Source organism: Solimonas terrae (assembly GCF_011067135.1).
GTDB lineage: Bacteria > Pseudomonadota > Gammaproteobacteria > Nevskiales > Nevskiaceae > Solimonas > Solimonas terrae.
On record NZ_JAAMOW010000003.1, the window covers coordinates 244,866 to 260,587 of the forward strand.

A 15,722-nucleotide genomic window follows, 5' to 3' on the forward strand; every position below is an offset into this window, starting at 1 on the left:
ACCCGCCCGGTTCGAGCGCGTGCCCGTCAGGCGCTGGCCGCGTGAGCCGCTGTTTCGCTCGGCGATACGGCTTCGAGAAAGTCCTCGCCCCAGCGCCGGTTGTCGTAGTGCCGGACGATGTCGAACAGCTGGCGCAAACGTGCTTCGGCTTCGGCCTGGCCGATGTTGAGGCCGATGTAGCAGGCGTTCTTGAGGTCCTCGATGTCGTGCGGATTGGTCAGGATCGCGCCCTTGAGTTCGGCCGCGGCGCCGGCGAATTCGGACAGCACCAGCACGCCGCGACCGCCGGACAGGCCCTGCGTCGCGACATATTCCTTGCACACCAGATTGAGGCCGTCGCGCAGCGGCGTGATCCACATCAGGTCGGCCATCGCGTAATAGGAGACGACTTCGTGGAAGGGCAGGGCGCGTGCGAAGAACTGCACCGGCGTCCAGCCGACGCGCGAGAAGCGGCCATTGATGCGGCCCACCGCTTCTTCGATATTGCGCTGCAACTGGCGATAGACCGTCATCTCCTTGGCGGCCGGCACGCAGACCGTGATCAGCGTGACCTTGCCGACCAGTTCCGGATGCTCGACCAGCAGTTGTTCGAACGCGCCGAGCTTCTCCAGCGTTCCCTTGGTGTAGTCGAGTCTTTCGATCGACAGGATCAGGCGCTGGCCCTTGAGCGACGCACGCAACTCCGCCATGCGCTTCTGCACGTCCTGCCGTGCCAGCGATTCGGCGACGCGGTCCATGTCCATGCCGACCGGATGGGCGCCGAGCCGGATGTGGCGATCACCGACCGCGATCTCGGTCGTGTAGTGCTCGAGCCCGACCGCGCAGCCGTAGGTGACGAAACGTGGCGCGCAACTCTGCCGCTCGACGACCCGCACCGGCGCTGCGCCGCGCACGACATCGACGAAATTCTCGACCTGGCGCGGGATGTGGAAGCCGACGTAGTCGCATTGCAGCAGGCTGCCGATGATCGCACGCCGCCACGGCACGACATTGAACACGTCGGCGGACGGAAAATAGGTGTGATGGAAGAACGCGATCTTCAGGTCCGGACGCAATTCGCGCAGATAGGCCGGCACCATCCACAGGTTGTAGTCGTGCAGCCAGACCACCGCGCCTTCGGCGGCCTCGCTGGCGGTGCGTTCGGCAAACGCGCGATTGACCCGGCAGAAGATCTGCCAGTGATCTTCGCGAAAGCGCGCACGCTCCCAGAAAGTGTGCAGCATCGGCCAGAACGCTTCCTTCGAGAAGTGCCGGTAGAAGACGTCGACATCCTGTTTCGACAGCGGCACGCGCGCCGCCGTCAGCCGTGGATAGCGCTTGGCATCGACCGGCGTGTGCAACTCGAACGGGCCGCGCTTGGGATCGTCGACCGCCCAGGCGACCCAGGCGCCGCGGCGGCCATCGGCAAAGAAGCTCAGCAGGGTCGGCAGGATGCCGTTCGGCGAGCTCGGCGAGCGGCGCACCAGCTTGCCGTTCTCGAAGAACTCCTCGTACGGCAGACGGTGATAGACGATCACCAGATCCGATTTGCCGGCCTCGTGCGAAGGATTGGCGTGCGCGTCGATGCCCTCGTTGCCGAGGAAACCGAAGTGCGTGATCGCTTCGAGGATGCCGCCGCAGCCGCGGGCGCCGGCATGCAGCACCAGCGTGTTGTTGCGCGTGGCATCGAGCAGTTTCGCTTCGGAGTCGGCCACGCAGACGCCTTTGAACGGCTGCTCGTACATCGCCAGGTCGTTGAGCGTGTCACCGGCGACCAGCACGCGCTGCGGATCGACGCCGAGATGTTCGACCAGGCGCATCAGCGTCGTGCCCTTGTTGACGCCGCGCGGCAGGATATCGAGGTACAAACCGGCCGAATAGAGCAGGTCGCAACCCAGATCGGCGACCGCCTTTTTCAGTTCGTCGCTGACTTCGGCTTCGCCGCAGAAATAGGAGTAGCGCCGCTCCTGCGGCACGTCCTGGCGTTGCAGGCCAAAGGTCTCCAGCGCCGCGGCGATGACTGGATCGCCCGGCCAGTGTTCGCCGATCTCGGCCTGCAGCGGCTGCACCGGCTGCAGCGTGTGCGCATCGACGACGGTGGCGCCGACATCGCAGATGATGAAATCGGGTGTCGGAATGGCCGGGTCGGACAGCAAGGGCAGGACCGATTCGAGTCCGCGACCGGTGACGAAGACCAGTCGGATATCCGGGTGACGACTGACGAGTTGATAGAGACGCTGACGGTCTTCCGGGCTCCCTCCCAGAAACGTCCCGTCCAGATCTGTAGCAAGCAGCATGCGCGCTCCCCCTGTGAAGCTAGTGGATTTCGCGCCGAGATGACGGCACTGGAGGCGGCATTATACATATTTCATTAAATTAATCAATGAATTATGCATTAAAAAGGCGAAATATCATTATTTAATATGATGTTCTTGTTTTATTTTTTTATTTTTAAACAAAGAATTACACGTTCTGATTTGAATGTGTAAGGGAATTGCCGGTTCCTGCATTCTTATCGCGGCGAGCTGGTGTGCTTGCACACCTCGCACAAGATCTTGCGTGAGCGCCGGCGCTCGGCGACGATGGCCGCGCTCCCGAATCCAGGAAATCCGACATGAAATGGCGTGACGCGCGGCGCAGTGACAACGTTGTCAGCGGTCGCGGTGGCGGCATGAAGCTCGGGATCGGCGGCATTGCCGTGGTCGTCGTGCTCGGTCTGTTGCTCGGCAAGAGCCCCCTGGAGATGCTCGGGCTGGTTCAGCAGATCGAACAACAGGCGCCGATGTCACAGAGCGCTGCGCCGGATGACGAGACAACCGATTTCGTGCGCGCGATTCTCGGCGAGACCGAAGACGTCTGGGGCGAGATCTTCGAACATGCCGGTGGCCAGTACGTGGCACCGAAGCTCGTGTTGTTCTCCGGCAGCGTGCAGACCGCCTGCGGTGGTGCCACCGCCGCGTCCGGTCCGTTCTACTGTCCGGGCGACCGGCAGGTCTATCTCGATACGAGCTTCTTCGACGAAATGAAGACGCGCCTCGGCGGCGGCGGCGATTTCGCGTACGCCTACGTCATCGCCCACGAGGTCGGTCACCACGTGCAGAACCTGACGGGCGTGTTCGATCGCGCGCAGCGTGCGCAGGCACAAGGCGCACAGATGACGGGAGCCAGCGGCCTGTCCGTGCGACAGGAACTGCAGGCCGACTGCTACGCCGGTGTCTGGGCGAATCGCGCGCAGGCGCGCCACCAATGGCTGGAGCAGGGCGACATCGAGTCCGCCCTGAATACCGCGACCGCGATCGGCGACGACCGCCTGCAACGACAGGCGCAGGGCGAAGTCGTGCCGGATTCATTCACGCATGGAACTTCGGCGCAGCGCGTGCGCTGGTTCAAATCGGGCTTCGATTCGGGGCAGGTCGGTGCCTGCGACACGTTTGCAGCGCGGGATCTTTAGTCGGAGCGGGTCGGGCTCCAAATGGCGATCCTGCGGCTTGATGTCGCAGGAGCTCCTCCGTCACCCCCAGGGCACGACATCCGAGGTCCGCTCGTCGAGGCCCCTCGATACGATCGCTGCGCGATCACTCGGGGCGAACGGCGGTGGTGTGACGTGGCTTGAGCGGCGTGGTCGTGAGACCGCCGAACCGTTCATGCCGAGTGCCGCCGGAGGCGGTGTATCGAGGCACGCGCCGTTCTGACACCGAGCCGCGCACTGCTCCGGCGACGAATGCAGCCCGGTGTCGGCGGCATGTGCGGAGGCCCCTCGATACGATCGCTGCGCGATCACTCGGGGCGAACGGCGGCGCTGTGGCGTGGCTTGAGTTGGGTGGTCGTGAGACCGCCGAACCGTTCATGCCGAGTGCCGCCGGAGGCGGTGTATCGAGGCACGCGATCAGTCGCGCTCGAACGTCTTCTTCGCCGCCGCGTGCAGAGCATGCCAATCGTGTTTGATCAGCGCTTCCTTCTTGCGCCGACTCCACCGTTTGATCTGGCGTTCTGCAGCCAGTGCATCTTCCCTGCTCGGGAGATCCTGAGAATAGACCAGTTCTACCGGTCGCCGTCGGCAGGTGTAGCCGTGCGCGGTGCCGTGCTCGTGTTCTGCCAGACGGCGCTGCAAGTCATCGGTATGTCCTGCGTAAAAGCTTCCATCGGCACAGCGCAGGAGATAAACCCAGAACGACACGCCACGGCTCGCCGCCCTACAGCAGCGCCTTGATGTCGCCCTCGATCTTTTCGGGCGTGTCCATCGAGCCGTAGCGCTTGACGACCTTGCCGCTCTTGTCGACGAGGAACTTGGTGAAGTTCCACTTGATGCCTTCGGTTCCCAGCACACCCGGCGCCGTACTCTTCAGGTGCTTGTAAAGGGGATGGGTGCCGGCACCGTTGACGTCGATCTTCGCGAACATCGGAAAGTCGACCTCGTAGGTCAGCGAGCAGAAGTTCTTGATCTCGTTTTCGTCGCCCGGTTCCTGATGGCCGAACTGGTCACAGGGGAAGCCGAGCACCGCGAAGTTCTGGTCCTTGTACTTGCGCCACAGGGCTTCGAGGCCCTTGTACTGCGGCGTGAAGCCGCATTTGCTGGCGACGTTGACGATCAGCAGCACCTTGCCCGAATACGCGTCGAGCTTTTGCTCGCTGCCATCGATGGTTTTCGCTTCAAAGTCGTAGACGGTCGTCATCGCATGCTCCCGGATTGGTGGACGGAGCGTAACAGCTGCAGGCAGGACAGCGAAGCGGAATCGATCGTGTTCGGCCGAGCCGGGCGCCCCGAAATGAGGCGTGACTGGATACACCATCTTCGATGGCACTCGTGCCTCGATACACCGCGCTAACGCGCGGCACTCGGCACGAACGGTTCAGGAATATCCGTCACGGCGGTCTTGCGGGGTGATCGGCCCAGCCACACCGTTCATGCCGAGTGCCGTCGAAGACGGTGTATCGAGGCACGAGTGCCGCACACTAGCGCGGTGTATCGAGGCATGCTTGCGGCACTTCGAAGAAGGATATCGAGTGGCGCCCCCAACTCGATATCCTGCATAGCACGCTCGCTCAGAGCGCGGCCACGTCCAGTTCCATCAGTTCGGCCGCGCTTTCGCGCACGTTGGCGAGCAGACTTGGCACCTGCGACAGCATGCGAGTGGCAAAGAACTGCGCGGTCGCGCGCTTGCTCGCCGCAAAAGCCGCATCACCGCCGGTTTCCGCTGCGCGCACCATGCGCAGCCAGTTCCAGCCCAGATAGGTCAGCGAGAATGCGCGCAGGAAGTCGACGCAGCCGAAGGCGGCATCGTCCGGCGTCAGCTTGTAGGATTCCTGCACCCAGCGCGTCGTCGATTCGAGCTCGGCGAGCGCCTTGGCCAGCGGTGCGGCGATGAAGGCCGGCGCCGCGTCCAGGTCGGCGCGCACGGCTTCGAAGAAACGCTTCGGCAGGCGGCCGCCGTGCAGCATCAGCTTGCGGCGCACGAGGTCCATGGCCTGGATGCCGTTGGTACCTTCATACAGGCAGAGAATCTTGGAGTCACGGACGATCTGCTCGATGCCGTGCTCCTTGATGAAGCCGTGGCCGCCATAGACCTGGATCGCCATCGAGCCGAGCTCGACCGCCGAGTCCGTGCAGAACGCCTTGACCAGCGGCGTGTTCAGTTCGACCCAGTCCTGCGCTTCCTCGCGCGCCGCGGCGTCGGCGGCGTGGTGCGAGGCGTCGACGTGCATGGCGGTCTCGTAGCACAGCACGCGCGCACCTTCGGTGACTGACTTCATCTGCAGCAGCATGCGGCGCACGTCGGGGTGATGGGCGATGACATCGCCGCCGTTGAACGCCTTGCCCTGCTTGCGTTCGAGCGCGTAGCGAATGGCGTTCTGCGTGGCGAGCTCGCACTGGCCCAGACCCTGGTAGCCGACCATGATGCGCGCGAGGTTCATCATCACGAACATGTTCTGGATGCCGGTGTTCGGTTTGCCGATCATCCAGCCGCGTGCGTTCTCGAACGACATCGTGCAGGTGCACGAGCCGTTGATGCCCATCTTGTGTTCGATCGAGACGCATTTCACCGGGTTGCGTTCACCAACCGAGCCGTCGTCCTTCACCAGGTACTTCGGCACCACGAAGGTCGAAAGCCCCTTGATGCCCGGCGGCGAGTCCGGCAGGCGCGCGAGGACGAAGTGGACGATGTTGTCGACCATCTCGTGTTCGCCGGAGGTGATGAAGATCTTGCTGCCTTCGAGCAGGAAGGAGCCGTCATCCTGCGGGTGCGCCTTGGTCTTGACCGCGGCGAGATCGGAGCCGGCCTGCGGCTCGGTCATGCACATGGTGCCCGACCATTCGCCGGTCGCCAGCTTCGGCAGGTAGGTCTGCTTCTGCTCGTCGGAGCCGTTGGCGGCGATCGCCTCGAAGCAGCCCTGCGTCAGGCCCGGATAGAGCGCGAACGCGACATTGGCCGAGCACAGCAGTTCTTCGATGACCTTGCCGAGCGTGTAGGGCAGGCCGGCACCACCGTATTCCTGCTTCTGCATGATGCCGATCCAGCCGGCTTCGGCGTAGGCCTTCCAGAAATCGGCGAAGCCGTCAGGAACGGTGACCGTGTTGTTGCCGTTGTACGTGCAGCCCTGTTGGTCCGATTTGGCGTTCAGCGGCGCCAGCTCGTTCTCGATCAGCTTGGCGGCTTCGTCGATCAGCCCGGAGAGGGTTTCCGCCGAGGCGTCTTCGTAGCCGGGCAGTGCCGCCAGCTTGTCGGCGCCGAGCACCTGACTCAGAACGAAATTGATTTCCTGCAGGGGCGCTTTGTAGCTCGCCATGGCGGTGTTCCGGGCTCGTGCTTTTTGGGGGCGCCAAGGCTAGCACAGGGCGGCCGACAAGCTGACTTGGGTGGCATGCCGGTGGTGCTTCGGGCGGACAGCCGGAATATTCGCCGCTGCGAGCGCAATGGTGGCGTCGCAGTCCCGCGGCACTCTGCGCTGTAGGTGGCCGGCAGCGCCGAGGTCGCCGTGCCGCCTCGCACGGGTGGGCTTTTAGAGTCCGGTTGACCACAGTACAACGGCGAATTCGAACTCGGGTGCTGCGGCGCGGCGCGGCTCATCCGCTCATCGAGACGGCGGTTGGCCCGTGATTTGCGTTGCGCCTACCGGGCGCGGTCGACGGTCCGTTACACTTCGGCCGCTCGCGTCTCCCCAGCTATTGGAGTTTCATGAACGTTACCGTTTTTGGTTCCGGCTACGTCGGTCTGGTTACTGCTGCCTGTCTCGCCGAGGTCGGAAATCATGTCCTTTGCGTTGATGTGGACCCGGACAAGATCGCCACGCTGAAAGCCGGGCACTGCCCCTTTTACGAGCCGGGTATCGAGTCCCTGCTGACGCGCAATGCAGCAGCGAATCGCCTCGATTTCACGACAGACGCCGCGACCGGCGTGGCGCACGGCGAAATCATCTTCATCGCGGTCGGCACGCCGCCGCAGGAGGATGGTTCGGCCGACCTGCAGTACGTGCTGGCAGTGGCCCGCACGATTGGCACGCACATGTCCGGCTATCGCGTCGTTTGCACGAAGTCGACGGTTCCGGTCGGAACCTCGGCGAAGGTGCGCAAGGCCCTGCAGGAGAAACTGGCCGAGCGAGGCGCGGATCTGCCGTTCGATGTGGTGTCCAACCCGGAGTTCCTCAAGGAAGGCGCCGCCGTCGAGGATTTCATGCGGCCGGACCGCATCATCGTCGGCACCGACGGCCCGCGTCCGCTGGAGCGCATGCGTGCCTTGTACGCGCCGTTCAATCGCAATCACGACCGCGTGATGGCAATGGATGTCGAGTCGGCCGAGCTGACCAAGTACGCCGCCAACGCGATGCTGGCCACCCGCATCAGCTTCATGAACGAGCTGGCCCTGCTTGCCGAGAAGGTCGGCGCCGACATCGAAAGCGTGCGCCGCGGTATCGGCTCCGATCCGCGCATCGGCTTCCAGTTTCTCTACGCCGGTTGCGGTTATGGCGGCTCCTGCTTTCCCAAAGACGTCAAGGCGCTGGTCAAGACCGGCCACGAGCATGAGCAGACCTTGCAGGTGCTGACGGCCGTGGAAGCGGCGAACGATCGCCAGAAGCATCTGTTGTTCGAGCGCATCACGGCTTATCTCGGCGACCTGCGCGGCAAGACCGTGGCGATCTGGGGCCTGGCTTTCAAGCCGAACACGGACGACATGCGTGAGGCCCCGAGCCGCGTGCTGATGGAGGCCATCTGGGCGGCAGGCGGCAAGGTCCGGGCGTTTGATCCGGTGGCGATGGAGACCACCCGCAAGCTCTACGGCGAGCGGCCCGATTTCCAGCTTGTGGATGCCCCTGAAGCGGCGTGTGAGGACGCCGACGTGCTGGCGATCGTGACCGAGTGGGCCGTTTTCCGCAGCCCGGACTTTGCTGCGATCAAGAAGCTGTTGCGCCAGCCGGCGATCTTCGACGGCCGCAATCTCTACGACCCGGCGGTGGTGGCCGCTGCGGGCTTTCATTACCAGTCGATCGGTCGAGGGGCGAAGGCAGCCTGAGGTTGCCGTCTGCTCGACTCGTGCCTCGATACACCGCGCTGCGCGCGGCACTCGGCATGAACGGGAAGAAGGGGGCTCCGCGGCGGTCCTTCGAGCGATTCGTCACGGGTGGGTGGGGCCGCCGCTGTCCTTCAGGCCGTTCGTCCCGAGTGATCGCGCAGCGATCGTATCGAGGGAGCCGAATCCAGCACAGGCGACGGTGGCCTGAGTTTGCCGTGCGCTCGGCTCGTGCCTCGATACACCGCGCTGTGCGTGGCACTCGGCATGAACGGGAAGGAGGGGCTCCGGCGGTCCTTCAAGCGATTCGTCACGGGTGGATGGGGCCGCCGCTGTCCTTCAGGCCGTTAGTCCCGAGTGATCGTGTAGCGATCGTATCGAGGGAACCGGATCCGGCATCGGTGACGGCAGTATGAGTTTGCTGTCCGCTCGGCTCGTGCCTCGATACACCGCGCTGTGCGCGGCACTCGGCATGAACGGGAAGAAGGGGGCTCCGGCGGTCCTTCGAGCGATTCGTCACGGGTGGATGGGACCGCCGCTGTCCTTCAGGCCGTTCGTCCCGAGTCATCGCGTAGCGATCGTATCGAGGGAACCGAATCCGGCATCGGTGACGGCAGCACGATTTTGCCGTGCGCTCGGCTCGTGCCTCGATACACCGCGCTGCGCGCGGCACTCGGCATGAACGGGAAGAAAGGGGGCTCCGCGGCGGTCCTTCGAGCGATTCGTCACGGGTGGATGGGGCCGCCGCTGTCCTTCAGGCCGTTCGTCCCGAGTGATCGCGTAGCGATCGTATCGAGGGACCTGCGCCTGGCACAGACAGAACAAGTCCGATGTCTTGCGCCGCGGTGGGCATGCAGACGGGGTCGGTGCGGCGTCTCGGGCGGCCACCCCCAACATGCGGCATAATCGCGCGCTCGTTTTCAGCGCCACTGGAGTTTTTCGTGTTGGATTTCCTGATCAGCCCCGCATTTGCGCAGCAGGCCGGCGCCACATCTCCGCAGGGTTTGCTGAGCGCGTTCTGGCCCTTGCTGGTAATGATTCCGCTGTTCTACTTCCTGCTGATCCGCCCGCAGAGCAAGCGCGCCAAGGAAACCCGCGACATGCTCGCGAAGATTGCCAAGGGCGATGAAGTCGCCACCAGCGGCGGTATCGCCGGCAAGGTGGTCGGCCTCGGCGAAACCTACATGACGGTCGAGATTGCCGACAATGTGCACGTCAAAGTGCAGAAGTCGGCGATCACCGGCGTGCTGCCGAAAGGCACGCTGAAGTCGCAGTAGGGCCCGCGCTTTCCCGCGCACAGCCTGTCCGAGCACAGGCGCGATAACCGAACGACGATGAAAACCTACGCAAGCTGGAAATATCTGCTGCTGATCGCAGCACTGGTGTTCGGCGTGATCTATGCCGCGCCGAATCTGTATGGCGACGATCCGTCCGTGCAGATTTCGCTGGAAAACGGTGATCCGATCCCGGCCGACCTCGGCGACAAGGTCGCCGCGTCGCTCAAGAACGCGAACCTGACGCCGATCGGCAGCCGCATCGAGAACCAGCAGTGGGTGGTGCGCCTCGATACCGAGGAGCAGCAGCTGCGGGCAGCAGACGAGCTCAAGCAGGATCTCGGGCGCGAGTACGTCGTCGCCCTGAATCTGGCGTCCAAGACACCGGGCTGGTTGCGTGCGATCGGCGCGCGGCCGATGAATCTCGGCCTCGATCTGCGCGGCGGCGTGCACTTCCTGCTCGAGGTCGACATCGACGACGTGCGCAAGAAGGCCGTCGATCGCATCGTCACCGACGTGCCGGCGCTGCTGCGCAAGGAAGACATCCGTTATACCGGGCGTCACGAGGACGGCAATACTGCGGTGCTGGATTTCGCCGACAGCGAGCATCTCGAAGCCGCGAGCGCCGCCATTTCCAAGGAGTTCAACGAATACCAGCTGACGACGCTGCCGGATGCGCCGCTGAGTCTGCAGATCAAGCTGTCCGACAAGGAAGCCAAGCGCATCGTCGACTTCGCGGTCCAGCAGAATCTGACGACGCTGCGCAATCGCGTCAATCAGCTCGGCGTCGCCGAGCCGCTGGTTCAGCGCCAGGGGACCAACCGCATCGTCGTGCAGTTGCCGGGCGTGCAGGACACGACGCGCGTCAAGGACCTGCTCGGTGCCACGGCGACGCTCGAATATCGCGCAGTCGCGGACGGTGATGCCGAGACGGCGGCCGCGACCGGCGTGGTGCCGGCCGGTACGCAGCTGTTCTATCACCGCGACACCCATCAGCCGATCCTGCTCAAGCGCGAAGTCATCGCCGGCGGCGACAATCTTGTCGATGCGTCTTCGACCGTCGATCAGGACGGCGGCCCGGCGGTCAGCGTCACGCTGGACTCGGGCGCTGCCAAGCGCATGTTCGCGTTCACCGAGAAGAACGTCGGCAAGCCGATGGCGGTGCTGTTCAAGGAACGCCAGGTCGTCACCAACTACAACGCCAAGGGCGAGCCGATTCGCGAGCATCGCGAAGTCGAGGACGTGATTTCCGTCGCCAGCATCCGCGGCGTGTTCGGCAAGCGCTTCCAGACCACGGGACTGTCGAGCAAGGAGGCACATGATCTGGCCTTGCTGCTGAAGGCAGGTGCCTTGGCTGCGCCGGTCGACATCGTCGAGGAGCGCACGGTTGGTCCGAGCCTTGGTGCGGACAACATCCGCAAAGGCTTCACGGCCGCCGCGCTGGGCTTGGCGCTCGTCGCATGTTTCATGATTTTCTACTACCGCGTGTTCGGCCTGTTTGCCGTGAGCGCGCTGCTGTTGAACCTGTTGTTGCTCGTCGCCGTGCTGTCGCTGTTGCAGGCGACTCTGACAATGCCCGGCATCGCCGGCGTGGTCCTGCACATGGGTATCGCCGTCGATGCGAACGTGCTGATCTACGAACGCATAAGAGAAGAACTTCGCAATGGCTCGAAACCGCACAGCGCGATCGAGGCTGGTTACGACCGTGCATTCCTGACCATTGCCGACGCCAACGTCACCGTCTTGATCGGTACCGTGGTGCTGTTCGCGCTCGGCGCCGGCCCGGTCAAGGGCTTTGCGATCACGCTTGCGATCGGCATTCTGACGTCGCAGTTCACGGCCATCGTGGGTTCGCGTGCACTGGCGCAGCTGTGCTTTGCGAAGCGTCAGCTGAAAGACGTGCCGATCTGGTGATCGACGCAGTGCATCTCCTGGCGCAGGCACCTCCTCACCCAACCCTCTCCTCCGAAGGAGGAGAGGGTTCGTGGCGGAACTCGGCTGAAGCTTCGCGTCGCCGCTCTGCTCTTGTTCCCCTCCGCCCGCTTGCGGGGGGAGGGGTTAGGGGAGGTGGGTGCCCGCGTTCCGCGCCCAAGCCAGAAGCACCTCCTCACCCAACCCTCTCCTCCAAAGGAGGAGAGGGCTCGTGGTCGAGTTCGCCTGAAGCCCCGCGTCGCCGCTCTGCTCTTGTTCCCCTCCGCCCGCTTGCGGAGGGAGGGGTCAGGGGAGGTGGGTGCCCGCGTTTCGCACCCAGGCCAGAAGTACCGCCTCACCCAAGCTTCTCGTTCAAGGTAGGAGAGGGCTCGTGGCGGAACTCGGCTGAAGCCCCGCGTCGCCGATCTGCTCTTGTTCCCCTCCGCCCGCTTGCGGGGGGAGGGGCCAGGGGAGGTGGGTGGCGGCGTTTCGCACCCAGGCCAGAAGTACCGCCTCACCCAAGCTTCTCGTTCAAGGTAGGAGAGGGCTCGTGGCGGAACTCGGCTGAAGCCCCGCGTCGCCGCTCTGCTCTTGTTCCCCTCCGCCCGCTTGCGGGGGGAGGGGTCAGGGGAGGTGGGCGGCGGCGTTTCGCCCCCGAGTCTCTTCAGCCTCACTGCGTCGCTTCTGGCGTGCAGCATACTGACAACGTGATCTACGCCCTTTGCGGCCGAGCTGACCGATGAAATTCTTTGCCCGCGTTCCCAAAATCGACTTCATGGCCCAGCGCAAGGTGGGCTTGGCTGTCTCCACAGTGCTGACGATAGCGGCGATCCTGCTGGTCGTTTTCCGTGGCCTCAATTTCGGCATCGACTTCACCGGCGGTGTGCTGGTCGAAGTCTCGTATCCGAAGAGCGTGGAGCTCGACAAGGTTCGCAGCGATCTCGCCGAGGCCGGCTACGATCGGGCGGTCGTGCAATATTTCGGTGCGTCGTCCGTCGTGCTGATCCGCCTGCCGCCGGCCAAGAGCGAGAATTCGTCGCAGGTCAGCACACATATTCTCGACGCCCTGCATTCGGCCGATAGCCAGATCACCCTGCGGCGCATCGACTTCGTCGGTCCGCAGATCGGCGAAGAATTGTTCAGTGCCGGCGGCCTGGCGCTGCTGTTCGCGTTCATGGGCATCGCGGCGTACATCATGTTCCGCTTCGAGTGGAAGTTCTCGGTCGGCGCGATCGCGGCCCTGATCCATGACGCGCTCATGGTGCTCGGGTTCCTGTCGGTGTTCCAGGTCGAGTTCGACGTGACGACGCTGGCCGCCATCCTCGCCCTGATCGGCTACTCCAACAACGAAACGATCGTCATCTTCGACCGCATTCGCGAAAACCTCATCGGCGAGCGCCGCAGCGGCATTCTCGAGGTGGTCAATCTCTCGGTGAACCAGACCATCCTGCGTTCGGTCATCACGCACTTGACGACCCTGCTCGTGTTGACGGCCCTGTTCACCTTCGGCGGCAGCACCGTGCACAGTTTCTCCGTTGCGCTGATCGTCGGCGTCATCGTCGCCACGTATTCCTCGATCTACGTGTCGACCAACCTGGCCGTGGCGCTGGGTATCTCGCGTGAGGATCTGCTGCCGCCCGCCGAGAAGGAAATCGACGGTCTGCCGTAGCGACTTATCGGTCACCCCCACTTTTGGTGCGCCGACCAAGCCCGCTTCCCCGGGCTTCAGGGGAGCGGCTCGTCTTCCCGGCGACAACTATTCGGCGCCCGGTGACAACTATTCGGCGCCGTGCCAAGCCGCAGCCGGTCTCGTCCCGGCGTGTCACCGTCTACGTCCGGCATCCGAAACCCCACGAATCGGGTATGGCGCAAATGAGGCAGCCGTCACACTTTAGGCTGGCGGCCTATGGCATGCTTCATGCTGCTTTGCACCATGACTGAATCGGTATAAGGTAGTCGCTCCTTGATGGTGCGGCTGTTCAAAAAAGGGGCAGTGTGGGGCCCGCCGAGAGCAGCATGCTTTTTAGCCGCGCACTCAATGGCGAATGCGCACAGGAATGGGGTGTATGGAAGGCAGTGCAGCAATTGAGCGACTTCCGTCGCGCGACAGAGACGGCCGGGCTGTGCCCAATGGAACGCCTCGTCAAGCGGTGGCAGAGCGACCGAATCTGACGCTGGTAGGCCCGCATACACGCCGCGAAGTCAGGCCGGCAACGGCGAAGACGACGGTCTATCAGGCGTTCGGCAAAAGACTTTTCGACATCATTTTCTCGCTGGCTTTTCTCGTCGCGGTCGGCAGCTGGTTGTTCCCCTTGCTTGCCATCGCAATCCGCGCAAACTCGAAGGGGCCGGTGTTCTTTCGCCAGCGTCGCGTCGGTCTTGGCGGTGAGGTCTTTACCTGCCTCAAGTTCCGCACGATGGCCCACTGTCCGAATGCCGGATTCGTGCAGGCACAGAAGGACGATTGCCGGATCACGGCCGTGGGGCGCTTTCTGCGCCGGACCAATCTCGACGAGGTTCCACAGTTCGTCAATGTGCTCGTCGGCGACATGTCGGTCATCGGGCCACGCCCGCATGTGCCGGAGCTCGACGGCATGTTCAAGGACCTGATTCCTGCATATACCCAGCGCAATTCGGTGAAGCCCGGTGTGTCCGGTCTGGCCCAGGTTTCCGGCTGCCGTGGCGAAACCCGCAGCGTGCGCGAGATGAACCACCGGGTTCGTTTCGACGTGTTCTACTGCCGGAACGTCAGCTTTGCGATGGATGTGAAACTCGTCTGCCTGACGGTTCTGCGTGCACTTCGCGGAGACGAGCGGGCATACTAGGCCGGCTCGGCATCGGCCCGCAGACGGGTTCTGATGCCTCAATACTAAAACCTAGGGAACCGGTATGTTCGTCAAGAATTCCTTTCGCGCCGCGTGGCTGGGCGCGCTCGTCTCGCTGTGTGGGTGCGCGCTGGTCCCCGGCTTGCGCGTGAGTGCCGGCAGCAGTCAGCCTGATGGCGACATTCCATATCAAGTCTTCGACGTCACACCGGCACTGATTGCTTCGCAAAAGGCTGCGGAACTTGCGGGTCCGCCCCCTTCGGGCGCCCTTCCCGCCGCGGACCCCACGCAACCTCCTCTGGATTACCGAATTGGCCCCGGAGATGTGCTGCAAATCGTGGTCTGGGACCACATTGAGCTCACCAACCCCTTTGGCGCCGTCACCAGAGATCCGGTGACGGCCGGCCAGCTCGTGTCTGCGGACGGAATGGTGTTTTTCCCGTATGCGGGCCTGGTTCGTGCCGGCGGCAAGACCATCGAACAAGTCAGATCCGAGTTGACGGACAGACTGAGGTCGGTCGTCACCAAGCCGCAGGTTGACGTCCGGGTGGTGGCCTACCGCTCGGGCCGAATCCAGGTGACGGGAGAAGTGGCGCAGCCCGGTCTGGTGACATTGGACGACACGACCAAGGGCGTGCTCGAGGCCATCAACGAGCGAGGGGGTCTGAACCCGGCGGCGAGCCGGCGGGATGCCCTGCTGGTTCGTGGTGGGACGACGTACACGATCGATCTGGCGGGCCTGCTCTCCGGCGCGCGTCCGGCGATCAATCCGGCGCTGGAGCCGGGTGACATCATTCATGTGCCCGACACTTCAAATGATCAGGTGTTCGTGCTCGGTGAGGTGACAAAGCAAGGGCCGGTTGTCATGGGCCAGCAGCAGATGACACTGATCGAAGCATTGACCAAGACCGGCGGCCTGGACCAGCTGTCGGCCAACGATTCCGGTGTCCTCGTATTTCGCAAACCGGCCGAACCCAACAAACCTGCAGAAGTCTTTACGCTGGATCTTTCACAGCCGGCGGGACTACTTCTTGCGGGTGAATTCGATCTCGATGCCCGGGACGTGGTCTACGTCAAGGCGACGAAGTTTGCCCAGTACAATCTGATCATTCGTGAGATTCTGCCGACGGTGACGACAGTATTCCAGATTGATCGATTGACGAACTAGCTGGAGTCAGCTGCCGCGAATAAGCGACTGGCAATGCCCCGTTCGGACACGGTCATCGAAT

11 protein-coding genes are annotated in these 15,722 nt (G+C 63.5%); 7 read left to right on the top strand and 4 right to left on the bottom strand.

Annotation, left to right across the window (positions count from 1 at the left end; translation table 11 throughout):
- Positions 1–26: 26 nt before the first annotated feature.
- On the bottom strand, positions 27–2,276 hold the full coding sequence (ggpS, locus tag G7Y85_RS07045; RefSeq protein ID WP_166254029.1) for a glucosylglycerol-phosphate synthase: 2,250 nt from the start codon (positions 2,274–2,276) through the stop codon (positions 27–29).
- Between the two features lie 317 nt (positions 2,277–2,593).
- Between ggpS and ypfJ the strand changes: the two genes are divergently transcribed.
- The gene (ypfJ, locus tag G7Y85_RS07050; RefSeq protein ID WP_166254033.1) at positions 2,594–3,430 is read left to right on the top strand and encodes a KPN_02809 family neutral zinc metallopeptidase; all 837 of its coding nucleotides are present in this window, start codon (positions 2,594–2,596) and stop codon (positions 3,428–3,430) included.
- 435 nt (positions 3,431–3,865) lie between these two features.
- Here the strand turns inward: ypfJ and G7Y85_RS07055 are convergent, their stop codons facing one another.
- From G7Y85_RS07055 to G7Y85_RS07065, 3 genes are all read right to left on the bottom strand, one after another.
- Positions 3,866–4,156, bottom strand: coding sequence for a GIY-YIG nuclease family protein (locus G7Y85_RS07055; protein ID WP_166254036.1), 291 nt, complete (start codon positions 4,154–4,156; stop codon positions 3,866–3,868).
- A 16-nt stretch (positions 4,157–4,172) separates the two neighbouring features.
- Positions 4,173–4,652 (bottom strand): glutathione peroxidase, encoded by a 480-nt coding sequence (locus tag G7Y85_RS07060; protein WP_166254039.1) that lies wholly within the window; start codon positions 4,650–4,652, stop codon positions 4,173–4,175.
- A 370-nt stretch (positions 4,653–5,022) separates the two neighbouring features.
- Positions 5,023–6,765: an acyl-CoA dehydrogenase family protein gene (locus tag G7Y85_RS07065; RefSeq protein ID WP_166254042.1), complete on the bottom strand. Its 1,743-nt coding sequence runs from the start codon at positions 6,763–6,765 to the stop codon at positions 5,023–5,025.
- Between the two features lie 389 nt (positions 6,766–7,154).
- Between G7Y85_RS07065 and G7Y85_RS07070 the strand changes: the two genes are divergently transcribed.
- From G7Y85_RS07070 to G7Y85_RS07095, 6 genes are all read left to right on the top strand, one after another.
- Positions 7,155–8,486, top strand: a complete 1,332-nt coding sequence (locus G7Y85_RS07070) for a UDP-glucose dehydrogenase family protein (RefSeq protein ID WP_166254045.1) — start codon at positions 7,155–7,157, stop codon at positions 8,484–8,486.
- A 938-nt stretch (positions 8,487–9,424) separates the two neighbouring features.
- The gene (gene yajC, locus G7Y85_RS07075; protein WP_366514926.1) at positions 9,425–9,760 is read left to right on the top strand and encodes a preprotein translocase subunit YajC; all 336 of its coding nucleotides are present in this window, start codon (positions 9,425–9,427) and stop codon (positions 9,758–9,760) included.
- A gap of 57 nt (positions 9,761–9,817) precedes the next feature.
- On the top strand, positions 9,818–11,671 hold the full coding sequence (gene secD, locus G7Y85_RS07080) for a protein translocase subunit SecD (RefSeq protein WP_166254051.1): 1,854 nt from the start codon (positions 9,818–9,820) through the stop codon (positions 11,669–11,671).
- Positions 11,672–12,407: 736 nt separating this feature from the next.
- Positions 12,408–13,337: a protein translocase subunit SecF gene (gene secF / locus G7Y85_RS07085; protein WP_166254056.1), complete on the top strand. Its 930-nt coding sequence runs from the start codon at positions 12,408–12,410 to the stop codon at positions 13,335–13,337.
- A 397-nt stretch (positions 13,338–13,734) separates the two neighbouring features.
- On the top strand, positions 13,735–14,493 hold the full coding sequence (locus G7Y85_RS07090) for a sugar transferase (protein ID WP_166254060.1): 759 nt from the start codon (positions 13,735–13,737) through the stop codon (positions 14,491–14,493).
- Positions 14,494–14,557: 64 nt separating this feature from the next.
- The gene (locus tag G7Y85_RS07095; protein WP_166254064.1) at positions 14,558–15,661 is read left to right on the top strand and encodes a polysaccharide biosynthesis/export family protein; all 1,104 of its coding nucleotides are present in this window, start codon (positions 14,558–14,560) and stop codon (positions 15,659–15,661) included.
- Positions 15,662–15,722 lie beyond the last annotated feature (61 nt).

Bases quoted from the DNA above. Each gene is read 5' to 3' on its own strand.
- ggpS (WP_166254029.1), bottom strand. From the start codon at position 2,276: ATGCTGCTTGCTACAGATCTGGACGGGACGTTTCTGGGAGGGAGCCCG.
- ypfJ (WP_166254033.1), top strand. From the start codon at position 2,594: ATGAAATGGCGTGACGCGCGGCGCAGTGACAACGTTGTCAGCGGTCGC.
- G7Y85_RS07060 (WP_166254039.1), bottom strand. From the start codon at position 4,652: ATGACGACCGTCTACGACTTTGAAGCGAAAACCATCGATGGCAGCGAG.
- G7Y85_RS07065 (WP_166254042.1), bottom strand. From the start codon at position 6,765: ATGGCGAGCTACAAAGCGCCCCTGCAGGAAATCAATTTCGTTCTGAGT.
- G7Y85_RS07070 (WP_166254045.1), top strand. From the start codon at position 7,155: ATGAACGTTACCGTTTTTGGTTCCGGCTACGTCGGTCTGGTTACTGCT.
- secD (WP_166254051.1), top strand. From the start codon at position 9,818: ATGAAAACCTACGCAAGCTGGAAATATCTGCTGCTGATCGCAGCACTG.
- secF (WP_166254056.1), top strand. From the start codon at position 12,408: ATGAAATTCTTTGCCCGCGTTCCCAAAATCGACTTCATGGCCCAGCGC.
- G7Y85_RS07090 (WP_166254060.1), top strand. From the start codon at position 13,735: ATGGAAGGCAGTGCAGCAATTGAGCGACTTCCGTCGCGCGACAGAGAC.
- G7Y85_RS07095 (WP_166254064.1), top strand. From the start codon at position 14,558: ATGTTCGTCAAGAATTCCTTTCGCGCCGCGTGGCTGGGCGCGCTCGTC.